Consider the following 23,047-nt stretch of genomic DNA (forward strand, 5'->3'; position numbering starts at 1 on the left):
GGTATGCTGGTGGTGATTTCCCCGGCCAAACGGCTGGACTGGACAGAGCGGGATGTTGAAGTCACACAGCCCGATTTTCAGGATGATGCGATCAGACTGTCCAAAACCGCGCGCAATCTGACCCTTGGCGATCTGAAAAAGCTGATGGGTCTGAGCGATGATCTGGCGCGCCTGAACCGCGATCGCTATCGTGCTTTTTCCGACATGCCAGACGCCGATGCAACGCGCCCGGCCGCGCTGGCCTTTGCGGGGGACACCTATCAGGGTCTGGAAGCAGCTTCGCTCGATCCTGACGAACTGGCATGGGCACAGGATCATCTGCGCATCCTCTCCGGTCTCTATGGTGTGTTGCGGCCACTGGATGCGATACAGCCTTACAGGCTGGAAATGGGCAGCAAGCTGAAAACACGGCGCGGCAAGAACCTTTACGAGTTTTGGCGCGACCAGCTGAGCAAAGCTCTGAACGCACAAGGCAACATGATCGGCAGCGACGTTCTGATCAACTGCGCCAGTCAGGAGTATTTCGGCGCCGTGGACCCGAACGCGCTGAAATTGCGCGTCATCTCGCCGGTGTTCATGGAAGACAGGAACGGCACACCGAAGATCGTGAGTTTCTTTGCCAAAAAGGCGCGTGGCGCAATGGCGCGATATGTCATTCAGCACCGCCTGACCGACCCCGATGCCCTGCTGGATTTCGATACGGGCGGTTACGCGTATCGTGCTGACCTGTCGGAAAAGGACAAACCTGTCTTTGTTCGACCTTATTCGGCCTGAAACCGTGACAGCCTGATCGATGCTTCCCTCCACGGTTTTGGGCCGAGGGTCCGGGCGAGGGGCCAGCCCCTCGCGCTCCCCGGGATATTTTCAGCCAGATGAAGTGGGATCCTGTTTGCGGTCACACATGGGTGCGTGTTCCTGGGCGAGGTGATTGTCCATGACTTCGCTTACGCCATCTGGTTGGTGTTGCAGGATCATTTGATGAATGTGGTTTTTGCGCAGCGGTTTCGTCATGTAGTGATCCAACCCCGCGGACAGGATGCCCTGATCGTCACCGGCCATTGCATGAGCCGTCAAGGCGACGATCGGGACATGACGCCCTGTTTCGACCTCAAGCCTGCGGATTTCAGCAGTGGCCTGTTTGCCGTCCATTTTTGGCATCGATATATCCATGAAGATCAAGTCCGGGTCAAATTCCTGAAAGATCTCGACGGCTTCTATTCCATTGGACGCAAATCGCAGATCTATATGCAGGTCTTTGACCATCTTTTTCAGGATCAGCTGGTTGGTAAGATTGTCCTCGGCCGCAAGTACCTTCATGCGCCTTGTTTCCAAGACCTTGGTTTCTCGGCCGTCAGCAACGGGTTTTCGCTGCGTCGAACGACGTTCTGGCGGCGGGGTGTCCTTGAGAGCCACGAGCCTGGAATACAACTCGGCCCTGGGGATCGGCTTCTGCAACACACCGTCGATCAGTTCGCGGGCTGGGTGCGTGTGGATCAGAGATGGATTTGCAGACATCACGATGACCGAAGCGTCGCCCCACCCACGGTCTTTGAGGGTGACGGCAAGATCCAAGCCATCCATATCCGGCAGATCATGATCGCACAGGACAAGTTCAATCGCGTCATGCATTTCTGCCAGCGCCTCGGCCGCTGATGCGCAAACCGTCACTTCGGCTCCTAAACGGCCAAGTTGTTTCGCCAAGATGGCACGGTTTACGGCCAGATCCTCGACCACCATGACGTGTTTCACGCAATCCGCCAGTTTCGGAGGTTCGGGCTGTGGGCCTTCTGCCGTGGGCAGCGACACCCTGAACCCGAAACAGGACCCCTGACCCGGTTCGCTTTCGACCCAGACCGAACCGCCCATCATGGTGATCAGGCGCCTGCTGATGGCAAGACCCAATCCGGTACCTTCAAATTGGCGATTGCGTTCGTCTTCGACCTGATTGAACTCACCAAAAACGTGGTTGATCTTGTCCGCATCGATACCGATGCCGGTATCTTCGATGGCAACATGGATGTCGCATGTCTGAGCCTGGGCATGCGGAACGCCTGTCACACGGACCAGGACATGCCCTTCCGTGGTGAATTTGACTGCGTTGCCGACCAGATTGGTCAGAACCTGCCGTATTCGGCCCGGATCGCCCACGAAAAGGGTGGGCAGGAACAGGTCGTAATCCACAAGCAACGTGAGCCCCTTGTCACGCACGCTTGGCTGCAACAGCATCGCGATTTCAAGAATGCAGCGCTCCAGATCGAAGGGTTCAGGGTGCAGAACCAGTTTGTCCGCCTCGATCTTGGAGTAATCAAGCACGTCGTTGATGATGACCAACAATGCCTCACCCGAATTGCGGATCGTGTTGACATAGAGCCGCTGTTCTTCGTCCAGCGGAGATTCATCAAGCAGTTCGGCCATACCCACGATACCATTCATCGGCGTGCGGATTTCATGGCTCATATTGGCGAGAAAGGCTGATTTGGCCCTGTTGGCTGCTTCCGCCCGTTCGCGGGCAGCCTTCAGTTCTGTTTCGTGCCGGACCGACGCGGTGATGTTGAGCGCCAGGCTGACCACGTCACCGCCGCTGCCACGCTGATCGATCAGGCGGATGTAGTGACCGTTCCACAGTTGCATGACGATCGGAGGTGGATTGGCCCGATTCCAGCGTGCCTGCATTCTGGCCTGCCATTCCTCGGCAGTTTCGTCACCGGTATCGACAATTCCTTCGGTGGTCAGCAATTGCAGAATGCGCTGGTAGGAAATCCCTGGCACCACCTCATCCAGCCCTTCAAACACGCTGAGATATGCAGCGTTTGCGCTGATGAGCCTGCTGTCGCCGTCAAAGAATGCAAACCCGTCTTGAATGGTCTGGATCGAATGCCAGAGGCGGCGTTCGGCAATCTCGATCTTGGCATGAGCGACGGTGAGATCGGATTTGACCTTTTCGTTTTCGCCGCGAACAGTTTCAACTTCGGCCTGAGTTTCACCAATGCGCCTGGTCAACGCCATGGCGTGTTGGCCCAGTTTGCGATTGGCGGCCGAAAGTTCGGCCTGTTTCAAGGCAAGCATTCGTTCGGCTGCCAGACGCGCACGCCGTTCCTGTGCCAGTTTGTTTGCAAGACTCATTTTGATCGATTCCGGGACGTTCGGATCTCAGCATCGCGACAGAGAATGAAAAACTACTTAAGCCGTTGCGCTACAGGCGCGCGCCATGCAAGGTTGAGCGCAAAGAGGAGAGCACGATGCACCGCTTTGTTTTTATTTCAATAACTTACACAATTTGCCTTCTGATCCTTCCCACTGCCGTTCTGGCGCAGAGTGCGGTGCCCGAGTTCCGCTATGTCACCTCTCGGGACACGGATTTTTACGGGTCGGATCTGGATCCGTTGTTTGACACCGATCTGAAGTCCTGTATTCAGGCCTGCTCGGCCAACGCGCAATGTACGGCGTTCACCTACAACACTCGATCCGATGCCTGCTTTCCCAAAAGTGGCGTGAACCGACAAGAGGCGTATCAAGGCGCATTGTCCGCGCAAAAGGTGCCAAGCAGCGAACAGACCCTAACCTTGGAAAAAACGCGCGCACAAGCGCTGAGCGTCCTGAGTTCTGACGATCTGGGGCACGCAAGAAAACAAGCCCGTGATTTGGGATTCCTGCACCCGGCAGGGGGGTATGATCTGCGGGCCGTACTGGATGCGGCGCGCGACGCGGGCAGTGTCGCACAAGCGATGCAGTGGACCGGTGTCGCCGTATCGCTCAGCGACAGCGCGGATGTTTGGGTGGAATATGCGCGCCTGCTGCTGGCCATGAACCCTTCGGGTTGGAACGAGCGGCGCGACCTGCGCAACCGCGCGCTGAATGCGTCGATCAATGGCTATCTGCGCGCCGAAACCCCCGGCACCCAGATCGCTGCCCTGGTGACCCTTGCGGACGCCCTGGAAGAGGTTGAGCGCGGGCGCGACATGATTCCCGTTCTTCGGTTGGCCGAGCAGGTGCAGCCGCGCGAAGACGTGCTGACCGCATTGGACAAAGCGATCGGCAAATACGGTTTCCGCGTGGTCGACAGCTCGGTCGAAAGCGATGCGGCAGCCCCCAGGATCTGTATCGAATTCTCGGAATCACTGGTCAAGGCCGGGGTTGACTATGATCCCTTCGTTCAACGTGACGCCGACGGGCTGGTCGTGCAGGCCGAAGACAGCCAGCTTTGCATCGATGGGGTCGCGCATGGCCAGCGTTATCGCCTGACGCTGCGCGAAGGCTTGCCTGCCGCCTCGGGCGAAGCACTGAATCGCAGCATCGAACTGACCCATTATGTACGCGACCGGACGCCTTCGGTTCGGTTTCCCGGACGCAGCTATGTCCTTCCGAAATCTGCCGACGCAGCCTTGCCCGTCGAAACGGTCAATGTCACCGAACTTGACCTGACCCTGCGGCGGGTCAGCGACCGGAACCTGTTGCGGGCCGTGCAACAGGACTTTTTCGGCCGCCCGCTCAGCGAATGGCAGGAGGAAGAATTCTCGGACCAGATTGCCCAAGACATCTGGACGGGTACTGCCGAGGTTTCAAACCAGTTGAACCAAACCATGACGGCACGTCTTCCCATGGCCGAAGCGATCTCGGATCAACCTGCGGGTATCTATGCATTGACCGCCCGGGTTCCGGAGGCCGATCCCTATGACGATCCCGGCGCAACGCAATGGTTTGTGCTTTCTGATCTGGGGATCAGCACCGCCTTGGGCACTGACGGGCTGCACGTGACCGTGCGCGGGCTAAGCGATGCGGCACCGCGCGAGGGTGTCGAAGTTTCGCTGGTCTCAGGGGCGAATGCTGTCATCGCATCGGCACAGACCGATGAAACCGGCTATGCAAGGTTCGATCCGGGCCTGACACGCGGCAAAGGGGCCAGCGCGCCTGCTCTGGTGACGGCGGCAATCGATGATAGGGATTTCAGCTTTCTCTCGCTGATCGATCCTGCCTTTGACCTGTCGGATCGCGGCGTTGAAGGGCGCGCACCGGCGGGGCCGGTCGATGTCTTTCTGACCACCGACCGAGGTGCCTATAGGGCCGGCGAAGTGATCCATGTCACCGCCCTGTCCCGCGATGGCAAGGCGCAGGCCATCGAGGGCCTGCCTCTGACGGCGATCCTGTATCGCCCGGACGGGGTGGAATACCGCCGGTCTGTCTCGGATGGCGGTGTTGCCGGGGGCCATGTCTTTGCCCTGCCCGTGGCCGCAGACGTACCGCGCGGCGCATGGAAAATTGAAATCAAATCCGATCCAAAAGGCGATGCGCTGGCGCGTCAGACTGTTCTTGTCGAGGATTTCCTGCCCGAACGGATCGATTTCGAACTGACCCTGCCCGACGCACCCTTGCGCCCCGGCGACAGCCCACCGCTCTCGATCGACGCGCGCTATCTGTTTGGAGCGCCGGGGTCGGACCTGAGCATCGACGGGCAGGTCATCGCACGCCCGGCGGACACAGTCCCGGGCTACGACGGATATCGCTTTGGTCGCTATGATGCAGAAACCTCGATCAGGAGCACATATTTCGGAGACACGCGCACAGACGCGACGGGGCACGCGACCGTGGCGGTCAAAATTCCTGTGTTAGAGACTGAAGGAAAGCCAATCGAGGCCGAAATCATCACCCGGCTGGCCGATGGCTCGGGCCGCCCGGTCGAGCGTCGCCTGACCGCGCCCGTCCTGCCGCCGCAGCCTGTTATTGGTGTCAAACCCCTGTTCGACGAAGTCATCCCGGAAGGCACCGAGGCTGCGTTCGAGATCGTTGGCCTGTCTCCTGAGCTGACGCCCATTCCGATGCGTCTCCGCTGGACGCTGAACAAGATAGAAACGCGCTATCAGTGGTACCAGCTTCACGGCGACTGGAACTGGGAACCGACAACGCGCCGCAGCCGTGTCGCCACCGGCGAAGTGGACGTCTCCTCTGACCCTCTGACACTGACCCAACCGGTGGAATGGGGGCGCTATGAACTGGTGGTGCAGCGAGTTGACGGAACATATACCGAAACCGCCGTCGATTTCTATGCGGGCTGGTATCAGGCCGCCGATGCATCGACCACGCCGGACCGGCTTGAAATGTCGTTGGATCGCGACAGTTATCGCATCGGGGATACGGCGCAGTTGCGGATCGTGCCCCGCATGGCCGGTGTCGCTCAGATCGAAGTCCTTTCGAATCGTCTGATCCATCGCCAGATCGTGGAGGTGCCCAAAGGGGAAACCCTGATCCCGATTGAGGTGACCCAGGATTGGGGCGCCGGGGCTTATGTCACCGCAACCGTGATCCGCCCAATGGATGTTGTAGCTGGTCGGAACCCGGCGCGGGCGATGGGCGTGGCTCATGCCAGCATCGATCCAGGGGACCGCAGACTGTCCGTAACTGTCGATGTGCCCGAGGTCTCCGCACCGCGTCAGACGCAAAAAGCACGTATCAGGGTCGAAAAAATCTTGGACGGTGACCCGGTCTGGCTGACGCTGGCCGCCGTCGACCTGGGCATTCTGAACCTCACCGGGTTCAAAAGCCCGGACCCGCAAGGATACTATTTCGGGCAGCGCCGTCTGGGTGTTGATCTGCGGGATGTCTACGGGCGACTGATCGACGGCATGAACGGAGCCATGGGCACAGTGCGCTCGGGCGGCGACAATGACAGCGGGATGCGTCGCCAGTCTCCGCCACCGACACAAGACCTGATGGCCGTGTTCAGTGGCCCGGTCGAGATCGGCGCAGATGGAGAGGTTGAGGTCGACATTCCCCTTCCTGCCTTCAACGGAACCGTCCGGCTGATGGCCGTCGCGTGGTCGCGCAAAGCCGTCGGTCAGGCCGAAGCTGATATGATCGTCCGCGACCCGGTGGTCGTCACCGCCAGCCTTCCGCGCTTTCTTGCCCCGGGCGATCAAAGCCGGATGCGTCTTGAGATCGTCCATGCGGATGGCACATCCGGAGAAATGGCACTTGGCCTGACCGCCTCCGATGGTTTGGAACTGGGCGCGGCACCGGCCAGCTTTGTGCTGGAGGACGGTGGCAAGGCGGTTTTCGACATCCCGATCACGGCCAGCGCCATCGGCGATCCTGAAATCAGCGTATCGATCACCACACCTGATGGGCGCGACCTGTCGCAAACCCTGCGCATGCCGGTGCAGGCCAATGACCCGGTGATTGCACAGACGCGGCGTTTTGCATTGGGCGCAGGCGATAGCTTCCTGTTTTCGCAGGATGTGTTTGACGGGTTCCAGCCGGGTTCGGCCAAGGCCATCCTGTCCGCCGGAGCGTTGGCCAAATTCGACACGCCCGGTCTGCTGGATCAGCTGAACCATTACCCCTATGGCTGCACCGAACAGATCACCAGCAAAGCGCTGCCGTTGCTGTACCTGTCATCCGTTGCGCAAGCCACGGGGCTGGGGGATGGCCCGGGTGTGGATCAACGCATCGCCGATTCGATCCGCAGCATCCTGACCCGTCAGGCCGCAAACGGCGCCTTTGGCCTGTGGCGCGCAGTCAGCGGGGATTTCTGGCTGGACGCCTATGCGACCGATTTCCTGTCCCGTGCCCGCATTCAGGGGCATCCCGTGCCGGACCGGGCGTTTGCTCAGGCGATGGACAATCTTCGGAACAGGGTCAATTACGCGCCTGATTTCGACGAAGGCGGTCAGGACATCGCCTATGCCCTGATGGTTCTTGCGCGGGAAGGCGCGGCCTCGATGGGCGATCTGCGTTATTACGCGGATGTCAAAGGGGATGCCTTCGACACCCCTCTGGCGGCGGCGCAACTGGGCGCAGCTCTGGCCTCTTACGGCGACCAGACCCGCGCGGATGCGATGTTCAACCGTGCCGCGCGGATGCTGGATCGGCAACAGAACCAGCAACAGAACGTCTGGCGCGCTGACTACGGCACCCACCTGCGGGATGCAGCGGGCTTGTTGAGCCTTGCCGTGGACGCGGGCAGCGAGGCGATCGACCGCGATGCTTTGATCCAACGGGTGAGCACGGGCCGCACGCCGCTGTCCACGCAGGAGGCCACGTGGTCATTGCTGGCGGCGCACGCGCTTGTGTCTGACCCAACGGGGTCGGGCTTGATGGTCAACGGGGCGCCGGTTTCCGGTCCGTTCGTGAAAGTTCTGCAATCCGGACAGGCGGACGAGATCAACATCACGGCCGCCGACGATCAGGCGACGGATATCACCTTGACGGTCACAGGCATCCCGGAGGTTCCGCCCGAGGCAGGCGGCACCGGCTATGCAATCGAACGGCGGTATTACTCGATGGATGGCGATCTGATCGATTCAGACAGCTTTGCCGTGGGTGATCGGTTCGTCACCGTACTGCAAGTTACACCGTTCGAAAACGGCGGCGCGCGGCTGATGGTGAACGATCCACTGGCCGCCGGGATCGAGATTGACAACCCAAGCCTGCTGCGCTCGGGCGATGTCCGATCGCTGGACTGGCTGGACCTGTCCGACGCCACCCATACCGAGTTCCGCTCGGACCGGTTCCTGGCCGCCGTTGATTTGTCCGGTCGTGAAACCGTGACGCTGGCCTACGTGGCGCGCGCCGTGACACCTGGCGTGTTCCATCATCCGGCGGCCTCGGTCGAGGACATGTACCGCCCGCAGAACCGGGCGCGGACATCTACCGGACGGGTCGCGATCCAGTGACCGGCCTTGCGCCATACCCTTGTTTGGGTGGTCGTCATGCCTAAGCGGTCTCGGCTCTTGTTTGCGCTGGCCGGAGCACTCTATCTGACGGCGCTGGCACGGGATGGAGTTGACCGCTGGGTCGATGCCACAACCCTGCCTTCCGTTCTGGCTGAAACTTCGGTCGAGATGCGGGACCGGAATGGCGACCTTCTGCGTGCGTTTCCAGTCGAGGATGGCATCTGGAGGCTGCGGCCCGGCGCAGTTGACCCGGATTTCATCGCTATGCTGATCCGGTACGAGGACAAACGGTTCTGGACCCACGCCGGGGTGGACCTCATCGCGATGCTGCGGGCTGCGGGGCAAAGCCTGTGGAACGGGCGCAACGTGTCGGGCGGGTCCACTCTGACCATGCAGGTGGCGCGGTTGATCGAAGATGGCCCAACCGGGCGCTGGAGCGGGAAATTTCGCCAGATCCGAGTCGCATTGGCGTTGGAGCGGCGTCTGAGCAAACAGCAAATCCTGACCCTTTATCTGACCCATGCCCCCTATGGTGGCAATCTGGAAGGGCTCCGTGCCGGCGCCCGCGCGTGGTTTGGAAAGGACGCCACGCGGTTGACCCCCTCACAAAGCGCCCTGTTGGTTGCATTGCCGCAATCCCCCGAGGCCCGGCGCCCGGATCGCAAGCCAGAGGCTGCCCGACAGGCCCGCGACCGGGTTCTGAACAGGCTGGTGCGCCACACCGTCCTGACCGATGCCCAAGCGCGTGCGGCCATGACCGAACCCCTTCCGGATCGGATGAATCCGTTTCCGCGCTTTGCACCCCATCTGACTGACCGCGCAAGGCGGCAAGCACCCGCAATCCAGACCTTCGATCTGACCCTGGATGCCGGATTGCAGGCCCGGCTGGAAATCTTGGTGGCCCAGGCCGCCACCCGCGTCGGACCACGCGTTTCCGGGGCTCTGATCGTGGCCGACCATCACAGCGGCGAGGTTCTGGCATCGGTCGGATCTGCCGGGTACCAAGATGCCCGTCAGGGGTTCGTGGATATGACCCGGGCCGTACGGTCGCCCGGATCGACCCTGAAACCTCTGGTCTACGGGCTGGCCTTCGATCAGGGGCTGGCCCATCCCGAGACCCTGATCAGCGACAGCCCCGTGATGTTTGGCCGATACGCACCGCGCAATTTCGACGGCGCCTTCCGTGGCGATGTCCGGGTGCGGGACGCCCTACAGCTGTCGCTGAACATCCCCGTCGTGCGCCTGACGAATGAGCTGGGGCCCACTCGGTTGATGACGGCTTTGCGGTTGGCCGGGTCAGAGCCACGTCTGAATGGCGCAACACCCGGATTGGCGATTTCTTTAGGTGGCGTGGGGTTGAGCCTGCACGATCTGGTGCAGCTTTACGCCACTCTGGCAGCTGGCGGCACAGGCCCGATCCTGCATCATGACGTTCTGGCAGACGCCCAGCGCACCCGGCGCGTTCTGTCGGAAACTTCGGCGTGGCAGGTTTCGGACATTCTGGCCGGGCTTGCGCCACCGGCAGGCGGTGCAACAGGGTCGCTGGCCTACAAGACCGGCACGTCCTATGGCCACCGCGATGCCTGGGCCATCGGCTTTGACGGGCAGCACGTCATAGGGGTCTGGCTGGGTCGCGCCGATGGAACGCCTGTTCCCGGTGCATTCGGGGGCGACCTTGCCGCACCTCTGTTGGCCGAGGCTTTCAACCTGTTGAAACCCGACCTCACGCCCCTGCGCCCGCCGCCGCCTTCGACCCTGCTTGTCGGCGCGGCCCAATTGCCTCAGCCGTTGCAGCGATTTCGCCCCCGCACGACCGCTTTCAAGGATGATCCCTCGGCGCCGGACCTGCTGTTCCCGCCCGATAACGCCGTGTTAGAGACGTCAGGAGCACCTCTGACGGTCAAACTGCGTGGCGGCGTCGGGCCGTTTTCCGTACTGGCAGATGGCGTGCCGGTGCTGACCGGGCAGCGGCGACGAGAGTTCGAAATCCCCAATCCGGGGACCGGCTTCACCTCACTTGTCGTGGTGGATGCGCAAGGTCAATCCGACAGGGCGTCAATCAGGATCGATTAGCGCCGCCCCTCGCGCAGCCAACCGCCCAACAGGAAACCTCCTGCCAACAGCAAAACCAGCCAAGGTGGCAGCAGACCCGCCTGGGTAACATCCCGTGTCTCGTAGGCATCGCGCGGGGTCAGACCGATCCAGCCCCGACCAGCCGCCGGACGCCCGGCGCGCACGTTGCGGATCGACGGTAATCCATCTTCCACCCGGATCACGCCGCCCCGCATGCCGGCCAGAACCGGTTCAAGAACATCCCCCGTTGCGATAGTGCGTTCAAACTCCTTCGGCGCGGCGGGACCAAGCCCGATCACGGCCATGTGGTCACCTTCCTGCAAACGGTAAAGACCAATCTCGGGCCCATAGTATTGCGCTTCGAACCGCCCCGGAGAGACCTCTTGCAAAGTGATTTCCAGCGTTTCGCCGTTCGGGCGCGTCACAGTCACCGGGCCCACATCATCCCCAAGCGTCTGTCGAATGATGCGCATGGATTGGCCGTTGGCTTCGGCCCACAGCGCCTCTTCCTCGAGTTCGGGTTCCTTCATCATCCAATGGGCCAGCCGGCGCAAAAGCTCCAGTTGCGGGCCACCACCTTCAAAGCCACGGCTCCACAGCCAGGCATGGTCCGATGCCAGCATCGCAACACGCCCTTCGCCCACCCGGTCCAGAACCAGCAGGGGGCGTTCGTCAATGCCCGTCATCAGAACCTCGCCCGAGCGATGGTTCACATCGATCTGGCGCAACCAGGCCCCCCAATCCTCGGAATCGCCAAGATTTGTTGTCACCGGATGGCGCTGACCCAACTCGCTGACCTTCGGAACAAAGCGTTCCTCGAAGACACGCGCGGAAGGTTGCGCCGGCAGGATCGGCGCCAGCGGCGACCGGAAAATGCTGTCAGCTCCGGCGAAATCGGGACCGGCCGCAATCAGAACCGCGCCGCCGTCATTGATATAACTGGTGACGTTGTCCAGATAGATCGCAGGCAGGATGCCGCGCCGCTTGTAGCGGTCGAATATGATCAGATCGAAATCGTTGATCTTTTCCAGAAACAACTCGCGGGTCGGGAAGGCGATCAAAGACAATTCGTCCACCGGCACGCCGTCTTGCTTCTCGGGCGGGCGCAGGATGGTGAAATGCACCAGATCGACCGAGCTGTCGGATTTCAGCAGGTTGCGCCATGTGCGCCCGCCCGGATGAGGTTCACCCGAGACCAGCAGAACGCGCAGGCGATCCCGAACGCCGTTCATCTGGATCAGCGCGGTGTTGTTGCGGTCGGTCAACTCGCCTTCGGCCAGGGGCACGGAAAACTGGATCACGTTGCGCCCGCCATGAGGCAGGGTGACAGGCAGTTCGACATCCCGACCGATTGGAATACTCAGTTGCTGAGGCTCACCACCATCCACGGAAATCTCCAACGGCGCTGTCGCGGCACCCGCGGGGGCTGCTCCGCTGTCCTCAACCCGCAGGGTCAAAGTCACCGATTCACCGATGATGGCAAAAGCAGGCGCATTTCGGACGATAAGCCTGCGATCCCAGTCGTCCGCACGCCCGGTTTGCAGCAGATGCATCGGCGCCGGCAATTCCGGGGCCTGATCGGCATCGTGCACGATCCCGTCCGATACCACCAGAATGCCTGCGATGCGCGCACGCGGTTCCTCGGCCAGGGCCTCATTCAGGGCGGCCATGACCTGCGTGCCCTCATCCCCGTCACCGTCGCCGACCCGAATGCGGCGCAGTTCCGTATTGTCCCGCGCCTCGATCTCGGCGGCCAGGTCTTCGGCGGCCTGCGCCGTTTGTTCGCCCCGGTCCGAAAGTGACTGGCTGGCGCTTTCATCCTCGATCATCAAAACGATATCCGTCAGCGGCGCGCGGTCCTCGACTTGATAGACCGGACCGGACAGTGCCGCGATGACAACCAGGGCCGCCAATCCCCGCAGGGCCCAGCCCGACAAGCCGCGCCACAAGGCCAGAGCTACTCCGACAGCGGCAATCGCCCCCACAGCAGCCAAAAGCGGCCACGGGATCAGAGGGTCGAATATGACGGTTCCGGTCATTGTCCCAACCTGTCCAAAAGAGCGGGCACGTGGACCTGATCGGATTTGTAATTCCCGGTCAGCACGTGCATCACCAGATTGACGCCAAAACGATTGGCCAGTTCGCGTTGCCGTTCCCCGGCATACCCACGACCGACAGGCAAAAGGGCCTGGCCGTTGCGATCCACGGCCCAGGCCCCGGCCCAGTCATTGCCGCCGATAACCACCGGTGTCACGTTGTCATTGAGGTTTCGGAAAGGCATCCCTTCGATCTGTTCTGCATCCCCGGGTGCAGCTTCGACCCAGACTTCTGCGCCGGAATAGCGGCCCGGGAAATCCTGGAGCAAATAGAATGTTCTGGTCAGGACGTGATCGCGGGGAATCGGCTCTAATGCAGGGATATTCAACGGTCCGGCCAGTTGCTGCAACTTGCGGCCATTCGGACTGGATGCGCCGAAACCGGCAATATCCGCATCGCGCGTATCAAACAGGATCATCCCACCCGAACGCAAATAGGCGTTCAGTTTGATATACGCCTCGGCCGAAGGTTGCGGCTGGTTCGGCGTAATGGGCCAGTAGAGAAGCGGAAAGAATGCCAGCTCGTCTCGTTCCAGATCAACGCCGATTGGGTCCGCCGGTTCGACAGAGGTGCGAAAGAACAGGGTTTGCGCCAAGCCGCGCAATCCGGCCTCGGCAATATCGTCCACCTGCGCCTCACCGGTCAGCACATGCGCCAGCACAAGCTCGTGCGTTGCGGCAAGGGCAAATTCGGTATCTTCGGGCGTCTGCGCCTGTACGTCCGGCACCAGCAGAAAAGCGGCCAGCGCGGCAGCCGCCGTTCGCGCCAGACCCAGCCTGCCCGACAAGGCCAGCGAGGCAATCACGTCAACCGTCAGCAAGATCAGTGCGAGGCTTAGTAACAGGCCACCAAGCGGGGTTTCCGTGCTGACCTCCTGCCCTTTGATCGGCACATTGGCGGGCCAGGTCACCGGGCGCAGCTCGGTTTCTTCCGAGACCACGTTCAATGCCAGCTTCTGCTTGCCGCTTTCATAGAGACCCGGACGCAAATCTGGCCCGATCCGGCCCGAGATCAGCTGAACGCCATCCACACCGGCCAGGGTTCCGGCATCTGACAGGGCGCCAAACCCGTCCATGATCTGAACCGGCTCCCACGTGGTGCCTTGCAGTTGCGATTCTTGCCGCGACTTGGCTGCCGAAGCCACGGCCAAACGATCCAGCATCTCGACGAACAGGCCCGACAACGGCAGGCTGGACCATTCGGCATCCGCAGTGACGTGAAACAGCACCACCTGCCCAAGCCCCAAAGCCTTGCGTGTCACCAACGGAGTCCCGTCGGACAGCGAAGCAATCACGCGATCCGCCAAGTTAGGGTCTGGTTGCGCCATGACTTGGGTCGAAACAACCACGTCCTTTGGGATATCCAGGCCGAAAAACGGAGAGCTTTCGGGGAATGGAGCCAGCGTCTTGGCTTCGCCCCAGCTCATCGCACCGCCGACGGATCGTCCACCGCTGCGCAGCCGCGCCGGCAACAGGGTGTCTTCGGTGTCCCTGCCCAGATCGCTGGCCGCCATGCGCGGACCGGCAAAACGCAGCAGAAGCCCGCCCTGTTCGACCCATTCGATCAAAGCGGCCTCTTCCGGCTCCGACATCTGCGCCACGTCCGACAGGACGATCACATCCGGGTTGGCGGGCAGAACCTCAAGCAGGCCGCCATCGACAAAATCCGCGGTCGGGACCAGGACCTGCGTCAGGTAATGCAGGGGTGACAACAGCTCCAGCCCTTCACGGTTGCGGGTTCCGGCAATCAGCGCAACCTCGCGCCGGCGCAGACTGTCATCGGTCAAAGTCACGGCTCCGGCGGACCTTTGGCCCTGTATTTCAAACCGCGTGATACGGGCGCGCAATTCCGACGGCAGCGCCAGATCGGCCTGCGCCGTGGTTTCGCCGGCTTCAAGGGTCAGCTCAACGGAATGCAGCACCCGGGCCGTACCCGCCGGATCACGGCCTTGCGCCAGTACCGTCACGCGGTCTTCCGGTCCGGGGCCCGCGCGCTGAACGGTCAATTGGATCAGCCCGTCCTGATAGGCCGCAGGCCGGATCGCAACGGGCCGGGAGGCCGCCTGATAGACCGTCACATCTCCGCGCGCCTGAAGGATGGACACCAGTTCAGCGTGGTCTGCATAGTCCAGCCTGTCACTGAACCAATGGGTATCAAACCCGCCGTCAACGGCGTTCAACGCGGCAATGGTTTGAGCAACCTGATCCGCATTCGGCTGCCAGGGGTTCGGGGTCAGCCCAGGCAAACGCCCGCGCCACGCTTCCGCAGCCTGAAACACCGGTGTTTCCGGCTCTGTCAGGCGCAAAATCGCAACGGTTCGGCCCGCGCGCCCGGCCTCCGACAATTGCGTGTCGATTTGGTCAAGTGTCGCCGGCCAGCGCGCGGCCCCGGCCCAACTGGCATCCAGCACCAGCAGCAGCGGCCCGGTTCCGGTTTCATCCCGTGACGGGTTCAGAACCGGCCCTGCCAGCCCGATGATGATCGCAGCCGCCGCCAGCATCCGCAGCAGCAGCAGCCACCATGGGGTGCGGTCAGATACGCTTTCGTCATCCTTCAGGCCCAACAGCAGCGTGACCGCCGGGAACAAGCGGCGGATCGGTGCGGGCGGAACCGCGCGCAGGATCAGCCACAGGATCGGCAGGGTCAGAAGACCCAGCAACACCCATGGCGCGGTAAAGCCGATGCCCGCCAGAACCGTCATCGCGTGCCCCCATCCAAGGCCCGATAAAGCCATAACAGAGCCGCTTGCGCGCTGTCGCCCGAGTGGTGCAGGCCCAGTTGCCAGCCCGTCGCTCGGCACAGTTGCCTCAGCGCGTCCTTGCGGTGCGCCAGGCGTTCCAGATAACGGTCCCGCAGCTCGGCAGCCTTGAGCGTTTCGTGTCGGACAGACCCTCCGACGCTTTCGAAAATGGTGCGCCCGCGATAGGGAAACGACTCCTCACCCGGATCCAGCACTTGCAGAACCACGCCGCGCACGCCACGGTCGGCGGCTTTAGTCAGGGCAAGTTCAACCTCATCCATGGGGCCCAGAAAATCCGAGATGAACACGGCGCGGGCATGAGGGATCATGGCGCGGTGTTCGGGCGGGGCGTAATCCGCTTGATTATCCTCGGACCAGGCCTGCGCCAGCCGGATGATCTGCGCATTGCCGCGCCGGGGCGGCAAGGTGGTGCCGGTCAGACCTGCGCGTTCACCGCCGCGCACCAGAAGGATGGATGTCGCCAGCCCCAACAGCCGCGCGCGATCCGCTTTGGTCGGCAGGGTCTTGTCGGACGCAAACCGCATCGAAGCCCCCTGATCGACCCATAACATCACGGATTGCGCGATCTGCCATTCCCGTTCACGTACGAACTGCTGATCCCCCCGCGCCGAGCGGCGGTGATCGATCATGCGGCGGCTGTCGCCGACCTGCGCCGGGCGGTATTGCCAGAAATCATCCCCCATCCCGGACCGCCGTCGACCGTGGTCGCCCAGCAGAACGGTTCCGGCCAAGTGCTCGGCCCTCGCCAAAAGGGGCGGCAGCCGCGATGCCTCGGCTTCAGATCTTTCGCGAAGGGTCAGCTCGGCATTCACGCCGCGGCCTCGGTCCGGATCAGCCCGACAGCGGTCGAGTCAATCAGCTCTGCAAGGCTGTCACCACGCGCCCTTGCCGCAAAGTTCAGTGCCATCCGGTGGCTGAGCACCGGGCGCGCCATTTCCAGAGCATCCTCGGCATTTGGTGCCAGGCGTCCCTGCAACATGGCACGCGCCCGCACCGTCATCATCAGCGCCTGCGCGGCACGGGGGCCCGGACCCCAGGCCACGGTTTCGGCAACCCGTTCGGACACACCGGGTTCTTCGGGGCGGAAGGCCCGCACGAGATCAAGAATCAGTTCAACGACGGATTCTCCGACCGGCATCCGGCGCAACAAGACCTGCGCAGCCAGCAACTCTTCCTTGCTGAAAATCTGATGCGCCTCTTCCTCTTCAACCCCGGTCGTGGCCAGCAGAATATCCCGCTCGGTCTGACGGTCGGGATATTCGACGTCAATCTGCACCAGGAACCGGTCAAGCTGGGCTTCGGGCAGCGGATAAGTGCCTTCCTGCTCGATCGGGTTTTGCGTTGCCAGCACGTGGAACGGCGTACCCAATGAACGATCTTCACCTGCCACGGTAACGGTGCGTTCCTGCATCGCCTGCAACAGCGCCGATTGTGTCCGCGGGCTTGCCCGGTTGATTTCATCCGCCATCAACAGTTGACAGAAGATCGGGCCGGGAATGAACCGGAAATGGCGGCTGCCATCGTCGGCAGTGTCCAGAACCTCGGACCCAAGAATATCGGCGGGCATCAGATCGGGCGTGAACTGAATGCGGCTGCCATGCAGGCCCATCACCGTCGACAAAGTCTCGACCAGGCGTGTCTTGCCCAAACCCGGCAGACCGATCAACAGGGCATGGCCGCCGCACAAAAGTGCGGTCAGCGTCAGGTCCACGACCCTCTCCTGCCCGATGAAGCGGCGGGTGATCGAGGCCTTGGCCTCTTGCAGCTTGTTTTCCAGCGCTTCGATCTCGGCTACGAGGTCGGCAGGTTCGGTCATGACTTTCCCTTCCGTGGACTATTATGATTGAAGTGTATCGCGCTGAGAGGAAATGGCAAAAGCAATGAGCGGACAAAAACCTGTGAAACCGTCGCCAGATGGTCTGGCGGTATCGGTCAAGGCGGCCAAAACCAACGGTTTACCGCCCGTTCACCTCTGGAATCCTCCGTTTTGCGGCGATCTGGACATCAAGATCGCAAAAGATGGCACATGGAGTTATTTAGGCTCACCCATCAACCGTTTCGAGCTTGTGAAGCTTTTTTCCTCAATTCTTAAGAAGGAAGGCGGCAAATACTTCCTCGTCACCCCGGTCGAGAAGGTGGGAATCACTGTCGAAGACGCGCCGTTTGTCGCTGTGGATTTCGACCGGGACGGGGATGGAAAGGACCAGTCCTTGACCTTCACAACCCATGTTGGCGACAGGGCCGTGGCCGGAGTTGATCATCCGATCCGAATTGTAATCGACCCGGAGACAGACGAACCCTCACCCTACATATTGATCCGCGACAACCTCGAAGCCCGCATAGATCGCAAAAGCTTTTACCGCCTCGTCGAGATCGGAACGCACCATGACGGCTGGTTCGGTGTTTGGTCAGGCGGGCAGTTCTTTGGCCTGATCCCTTCAGCCGACCTGAGCTGACCGTGGCGCGCGATCCTGTGCCAGCACGACAGCCATTGCAACAATGCCCGCACCCAATGCCCGGGTCCAGTTCCATTCGTCCCCCAGCATCAGCATGATCAGCATCACGTAGAACGGGGCAACATTGATGTGGAAAGAGGCCAGCGCAACGCCCAGCTTGCCGACGGAGGTGATGAAAAATACCTGGCTGAGACCCATGGAGATAAGCGCATAGATCATCAGCATGCCTGCCTGCTGCATGTCGAACGCAGTTGCAGGCATCACGTCCAGACCAAACTGCGCCGATCCGAAAACCAGCAGCGATGCCATGGCCAGCCCTCCGACAAAGGTGATCGTCGTGCGTCCAGTCTGGCTCAGTTCGGCGAAATCCCGGGCGGTTGCCATGCTGGCCCAGCAAAATAGCACCGTTGATCCAACCGCACAGGCCGCGCCCAGACCCAACTGGGCCGGGGCCAAGGCGCTGGTGGCGATCAACCCGCCGACAATCGATACAGCTACGCCCAGCGCAAAATTCCACTTAAGCCGGCGTGTGCCAGCAGCCAATTCAAGCAATGTGGCCACCAAAGGTGCGCAAGAGACGATGATTGCCACCGTTACCGGGTCGGTTAGCTTTTGCGCCAAGATCAACAGGAACATTCCTAACCCGATTCCAAGGCCGCCGACGGTCATTGCATGACCCCAGCGGGCTGAAACAACCCGGCGCGGCCCGTCCAGAATCACCCAGACCGGCACCATCACCAACACGGCCAGCGCCAGTCGCGCGGCCAACAGGGCGACGGGCGGCCATGTTTGCAACAGCACTTCGGCCGCCGGAAACCCGGCCGCCCATGTCAGCATCGATGCCACGGCCAACCCGTTGCCCGACAAGGCAGAATGCTGTCCCGCCGGCGCAGAAAGGCTGTTCCCGCGGACGGGGTCTGGGCTCATCGCCATCGTTTTCAAACCTTCCATTGGCACGGCGTCAGAAAATTGATTCGCCGCAATGCAGGAAGCGTTTCCGATTTCATCGGGTCGATCTGGTCGAATTTCGACAAACTGTCGTTTTCTGTCACTTTCACAGAAATCAACGCGCGGATAAGGTCGGGCCACCAGAAATCCATGGGCCGCCTATGCCAAAATTCGCCGCGAATATCTCATTGCTCTTTGCCGAACTTCCGTATCTGGATCGGTTTCAGGCAGCGGCAGATGCCGGGTTCCAGGCGGTCGAGATCCTGTTTCCGTACGAACTTGCTGCAAAAGAAACCCGGCGTGCCTTGCTGGCCAACGGGCTCGAACTGGTTCTGATCAACGCGCCCCCGCCGAATTATACCGGTGGCGCACCGGGTTATGCCGCCATCCCCGGCGGTGCGTCCCGGTTTCAGTCTGATATCCGCCGCGTTCTGCGCTACGCTCAGGTGCTGCGGCCGGGCTTCATTCATATCATGTCCGGATACGCAGCCGGGACGGATGCGTTGGACTGCTTCGTGCAAAACTTGCAGTGGGCCGCCGATTTCGCACCGCAGCAGACATTTACGATCGAACCCCTCAATCCGATGTCCCAACCCGGCTATTTCCTGAACGACTATAATCTGGCGACCGAGGTACTGGGCCGCGTGGATCGCCCGAATGTCGGTCTGCAATATGACAGTTTTCACGCACATATGATCCACGGCGACGCGCTGGCCGTCTGGGAGCGTTTTCACCCCAGTGTTGTCCACGCCCAGATTGGGGCCGCCCCCGAACGTTCTGAACCGGGGCGCGGGCCCACGGATTTCACGCAGCTTTTCGCGGCAATGGATGATGCTGGTTACAGCGGTTGGGTCAGCGCCGAATACGCGCCTTCGACGGCTCGAACGGATGCGACACTGGCTTGGATGCGACGTTGACGCCGTTCATCGGGCTGGAATTCGCTGCCCGAAAGGCGCACAAAACGGGCAAATCGCTTTCGAGGATGCCCGATATGATTCCTGCCCGCTTTGCCAATGCCATCTTTGGTCTGATCATGTCAGGGCTGATGTCGTGCATTGTCACCGGGATCGCTACGGTCAAGGCAGTGGGGTTCCATCCTGAAACGCTGGGCGACTGGATGGCGTCCTGGGCCTTTTGCTGGCCCATCGCGTTCACGGTGATCCTGGTCCTAGGACCTTCGGTGAAACGTTTGGTCGAAGGGTGGGTCAGGCCACAGGGCTGACCCGGAAGGCTGACCTGGTGCTAGTGCGCCTCGGCCCAGTTCGCACCCTGGCCGGCATCCACGCTCAGCTTCACATCCAGTTTCACCGCCGGGTCCGAGGCACCCTCCATCACCTCGCGCGCCACGTCGATCAGCGGATCCGCGGAATCCTCGGCGACTTCGAACAACAATTCGTCATGGACCTGCAACAGCATCTTGGCGGGCAGCCCGTTGATCGCACCCGGCATCCGCACCATCGCGCGTCGGATCACATCCGCCGCCGTGCCCTGAATCGGCGCGTTGATCGCCGCCCGGCGCGAGAATCCTGCATGCGGCCCCTTGGCGTTGATCTCGGGCGTGTGGATCTTGCGCCCGAACAGAGTTTGGACATAACCGTGCTCTTTGGCAAATGCCACCGTGTCATCCATGTACTGGCGAATGCCCGGAAAGCGTTCGAAATAGCGGTCAATGAAACCCTGTGCCTCGGCCCGCGGGATGCGCAGGTTGCGCGCCAGTCCGAAGCCCGAGATGCCATAGATCACACCAAAGTTGATCGCCTTGGCCTGACGGCGGATGTCCGGCGTCATCTCGTCCAGCGGCACGTCGAACATTTCCGACGCGGTCATGGCGTGGATGTCCAACCCATCGGCAAAGGCCTGTTTCAGGGTCGCAATGTCGGCGATATGCGCCAGGATGCGCAGCTCGATCTGGCTGTAGTCGAGGCTGACCAGAACATTGCCCCGCTCGGCGACAAAGGCCTCGCGGATGCGGCGGCCCTCCTCGGTGCGCACGGGGATATTCTGCAAATTGGGGTCGGTCGAGGCCAGACGCCCGGTATTCGCCCCGGTGATGGCATAAGACGTGTGCACCCGGCCCGTGTCGGGGTTGATATGGGTCTGAAGCGCGTCGGTATAGGTCGATTTCAGCTTGGACAACTGGCGCCAATCCAGCACCCTGCGCGGCAGTTCATGCTCGGTCGCCAGATCTTCCAAAATATCGGCCCCGGTCGAGTACTTGCCGGTTTTCCCCTTCTTGCCGCCTTCCAGCCCCATCTTTTCGAACAGGATCTCGCCCAGCTGCGCGGGTGAGCCGACATTGAAATTCTCACCCGCCAACTCGTGGATTTCAGCCTCTAAACCGGCCATTTTTTGGGCAAAGGCGTTCGACATACGGCTCAGCACGTCGCGGTCGACCTTGATGCCATGCATCTCCATCTCGGCCAGAACCGGCACAAGTGGTCGTTCGAGCGTCTCGTAGACAGTCGTCACCTGCACCCGGTGGAGCTGCGGTTTGAACAGTTGCCACAGGCGCAGCGTTATATCCGCATCCTCGGCGGCATAGGCGGTGGCCTCGTCGATCGGCACCTTGTCGAAGGTGATCGCAGATTTGCCTGACCCCAGCAGCGGCTTTATCGGGATCGGCGTGTGGCTGAGATACCGTTCCGAGAGTGTATCCATACCGTGCCCGTGCTCACCGCCATGCATGGCATAGGACATCAGCATCGTATCATCGATCGGGGCCACATCGATACCGTGACGCCGGAAAATCTTGGCATCGTATTTCATGTTCTGCCCGATTTTGATGATCGACGGATCCTCAAGCACCGGCTTCAGCAGCGTCAGCGCCTCATCCAGCGGCATTTGCCCTTCAGCCAGCGCGTCCGACCCGAACAGATCATCCGCCGCGCCATCGCGGTGGGTCAGCGGGATGTAACAGGCTTCGCCGGCCTCGACACACAGCGAGATACCGACCAGATCGGCGATCATTTCATTCAGACCGGTGGTTTCGGTATCAACAGCGATCCAGCCTCGTTCATGGGCCTGATCGATCCACTTTTGCAAAGCCGCTGCATCACGGACACATTCATACTTTGCCGCGTCAAACGGGATTGTCTCGGCCTCAACTTCCTTGGCCGCAGGCGCCGGAGCGTCGGCGATGGCCGGTGCTTCGGCCCCCAGCTTGTCGGCGATCCGTTTGGTCAGTGTGCGAAATTCCATATCCGCCAGAAAACCCAGCAGGGTCTCTGCATCGGGCTCTCTCACTTCAAGGTCATCCAGCGTGAAATCCAGCGGTGTGTTCTCGTCCAGCTGCACCAGTTTCTTCGACAGTTCGATCTGATCGCGCTTTTCGATCAGGGTCTGCCGGCGCTTGGGCTGTTTGATTTCCTCGGCCCGGTCCAGCAGTGTTTCCAGATCACCGTATTCGTTGATCAACAGCGCCGCCGTCTTGACCCCGATTCCCGGAGCGCCCGGCACATTGTCAACGGAATCCCCCGCCAGCGCCTGAACATCCACGACGCGCTCGGGGCCAACTCCAAACTTCTCGATCACCCCGTCCCGGTCGATGCGCTTGTTCTTCATCGCATCCAGCATCTCGACGCCGTCACCGACCAACTGCATCAGATCCTTGTCAGAGCTTACGATGGTCACGCGGCCCCCAGCCTCGCGCGCCTGCACGGTCAGGGTGGCGATGATGTCGTCGGCCTCATAGCCTTCGAGTTCCTTGCACGCGATGTTGAACGCTTTTGTCGCCTCGCGGGTCAGTGGAATTTGCGGGCGCAGGTCCTCGGGCATCGCTTCGCGGTTGGCCTTGTACAGGTCGTACAGATCATTCCGGAATGTGTGCGACCCCTTGTCGAAAATCACCGCCACATGGGTTGGCGCATCCGGCCCGGTGTTTCCTTCGACATATTTCTGAAGCATGTTGCAGAACCCGGACACCGCCCCGATCGGCAGACCATCCGACTTGCGTGTCAGCGGAGGCAGCGCGTGATAGGCCCTGAAAATAAAGGCCGATCCGTCGATAAGATGCAGGTGACATCCTTTTCCGAAATTGCTCATGCGCG

Annotated in this window: 13 protein-coding genes; 6 read left to right on the top strand and 7 right to left on the bottom strand. The window is 61.3% G+C overall.

Annotated features, from left to right (window positions below; translation table 11 throughout):
• Window positions 1–3 precede the first annotated feature (3 nt).
• On the top strand, window positions 4–774 hold the full coding sequence (gene yaaA, locus GS612_RS10670) for a peroxide stress protein YaaA (RefSeq protein WP_171229978.1): 771 nt from the start codon (window positions 4–6) through the stop codon (window positions 772–774).
• A 90-nt stretch (window positions 775–864) separates the two neighbouring features.
• Here the strand turns inward: yaaA and GS612_RS10675 are convergent, their stop codons facing one another.
• Complete coding sequence (locus GS612_RS10675) at window positions 865–3,123, bottom strand: response regulator (protein WP_171640203.1); 2,259 nt, start codon at window positions 3,121–3,123, stop codon at window positions 865–867.
• A gap of 116 nt (window positions 3,124–3,239) precedes the next feature.
• Here GS612_RS10675 and GS612_RS10680 point away from each other — a divergent pair, with 116 nt between their 5' ends.
• Entirely contained in the window at window positions 3,240–8,666 is a 5,427-nt protein-coding gene (locus GS612_RS10680) for an alpha-2-macroglobulin family protein (protein ID WP_171640205.1), read from the top strand.
• Between the two features lie 36 nt (window positions 8,667–8,702).
• Window positions 8,703–10,739 (top strand): penicillin-binding protein 1C, encoded by a 2,037-nt coding sequence (gene pbpC, locus GS612_RS10685; protein ID WP_171640207.1) that lies wholly within the window; start codon window positions 8,703–8,705, stop codon window positions 10,737–10,739.
• Here pbpC and GS612_RS10690 read toward each other — a convergent pair.
• Genes GS612_RS10690 through GS612_RS10705 form a run of 4 tightly spaced genes read right to left on the bottom strand, consistent with a single transcriptional unit; the run spans window position 10,736 to window position 17,413 of the window.
• Window positions 10,736–12,778 carry a hypothetical protein gene (locus tag GS612_RS10690; RefSeq protein WP_171640209.1) on the bottom strand — a complete coding sequence of 681 codons (2,043 nt, stop codon included), beginning with the start codon at window positions 12,776–12,778 and terminating at the stop codon, window positions 10,736–10,738. The two genes, pbpC and GS612_RS10690, sit on opposite strands and share 4 nt — an antisense overlap.
• Window positions 12,775–15,537 (bottom strand): DUF4159 domain-containing protein, encoded by a 2,763-nt coding sequence (locus GS612_RS10695; RefSeq protein ID WP_171640211.1) that lies wholly within the window; start codon window positions 15,535–15,537, stop codon window positions 12,775–12,777. Before GS612_RS10695 ends, GS612_RS10690 begins: the two co-directional genes overlap by 4 nt.
• Window positions 15,534–16,409, bottom strand: a complete 876-nt coding sequence (locus GS612_RS10700) for a DUF58 domain-containing protein (protein WP_171640213.1) — start codon at window positions 16,407–16,409, stop codon at window positions 15,534–15,536. The genes GS612_RS10695 and GS612_RS10700 overlap by 4 nt, the downstream gene beginning before the upstream one ends.
• Complete coding sequence (locus GS612_RS10705) at window positions 16,406–17,413, bottom strand: MoxR family ATPase (protein WP_171640215.1); 1,008 nt, start codon at window positions 17,411–17,413, stop codon at window positions 16,406–16,408. The genes GS612_RS10700 and GS612_RS10705 overlap by 4 nt, the downstream gene beginning before the upstream one ends.
• Before the next feature lie 64 nt (window positions 17,414–17,477).
• On the opposite strand from GS612_RS10705, the gene GS612_RS10710 reads away from it, so the two are divergent.
• A complete protein-coding gene (locus GS612_RS10710; RefSeq protein ID WP_171640217.1) occupies window positions 17,478–18,053 on the top strand; it encodes a DUF1285 domain-containing protein in 576 nt (191 codons plus the stop codon).
• On the opposite strand, the gene GS612_RS10715 is transcribed toward GS612_RS10710, so the two are convergent.
• The gene (locus tag GS612_RS10715) at window positions 18,036–19,004 is read right to left on the bottom strand and encodes a DMT family transporter (protein ID WP_171640219.1); all 969 of its coding nucleotides are present in this window, start codon (window positions 19,002–19,004) and stop codon (window positions 18,036–18,038) included. The two genes, GS612_RS10710 and GS612_RS10715, sit on opposite strands and share 18 nt — an antisense overlap.
• A 158-nt stretch (window positions 19,005–19,162) precedes the next feature.
• Here GS612_RS10715 and GS612_RS10720 point away from each other — a divergent pair, with 158 nt between their 5' ends.
• Window positions 19,163–19,918 (top strand): hydroxypyruvate isomerase family protein, encoded by a 756-nt coding sequence (locus tag GS612_RS10720; RefSeq protein WP_171640221.1) that lies wholly within the window; start codon window positions 19,163–19,165, stop codon window positions 19,916–19,918.
• 74 nt (window positions 19,919–19,992) lie between these two features.
• Complete coding sequence (locus GS612_RS10725) at window positions 19,993–20,223, top strand: DUF2798 domain-containing protein (RefSeq protein ID WP_171617178.1); 231 nt, start codon at window positions 19,993–19,995, stop codon at window positions 20,221–20,223.
• Between the two features lie 20 nt (window positions 20,224–20,243).
• Here GS612_RS10725 and polA read toward each other — a convergent pair whose 3' ends face one another.
• The gene (polA, locus tag GS612_RS10730) at window positions 20,244–23,042 is read right to left on the bottom strand and encodes a DNA polymerase I (RefSeq protein ID WP_171640223.1); all 2,799 of its coding nucleotides are present in this window, start codon (window positions 23,040–23,042) and stop codon (window positions 20,244–20,246) included.
• Window positions 23,043–23,047 lie beyond the last annotated feature (5 nt).

The organism is Ruegeria sp. HKCCD6157 (assembly GCF_013110685.1).
Classification (GTDB): Bacteria; Pseudomonadota; Alphaproteobacteria; order Rhodobacterales; family Rhodobacteraceae; genus Ruegeria.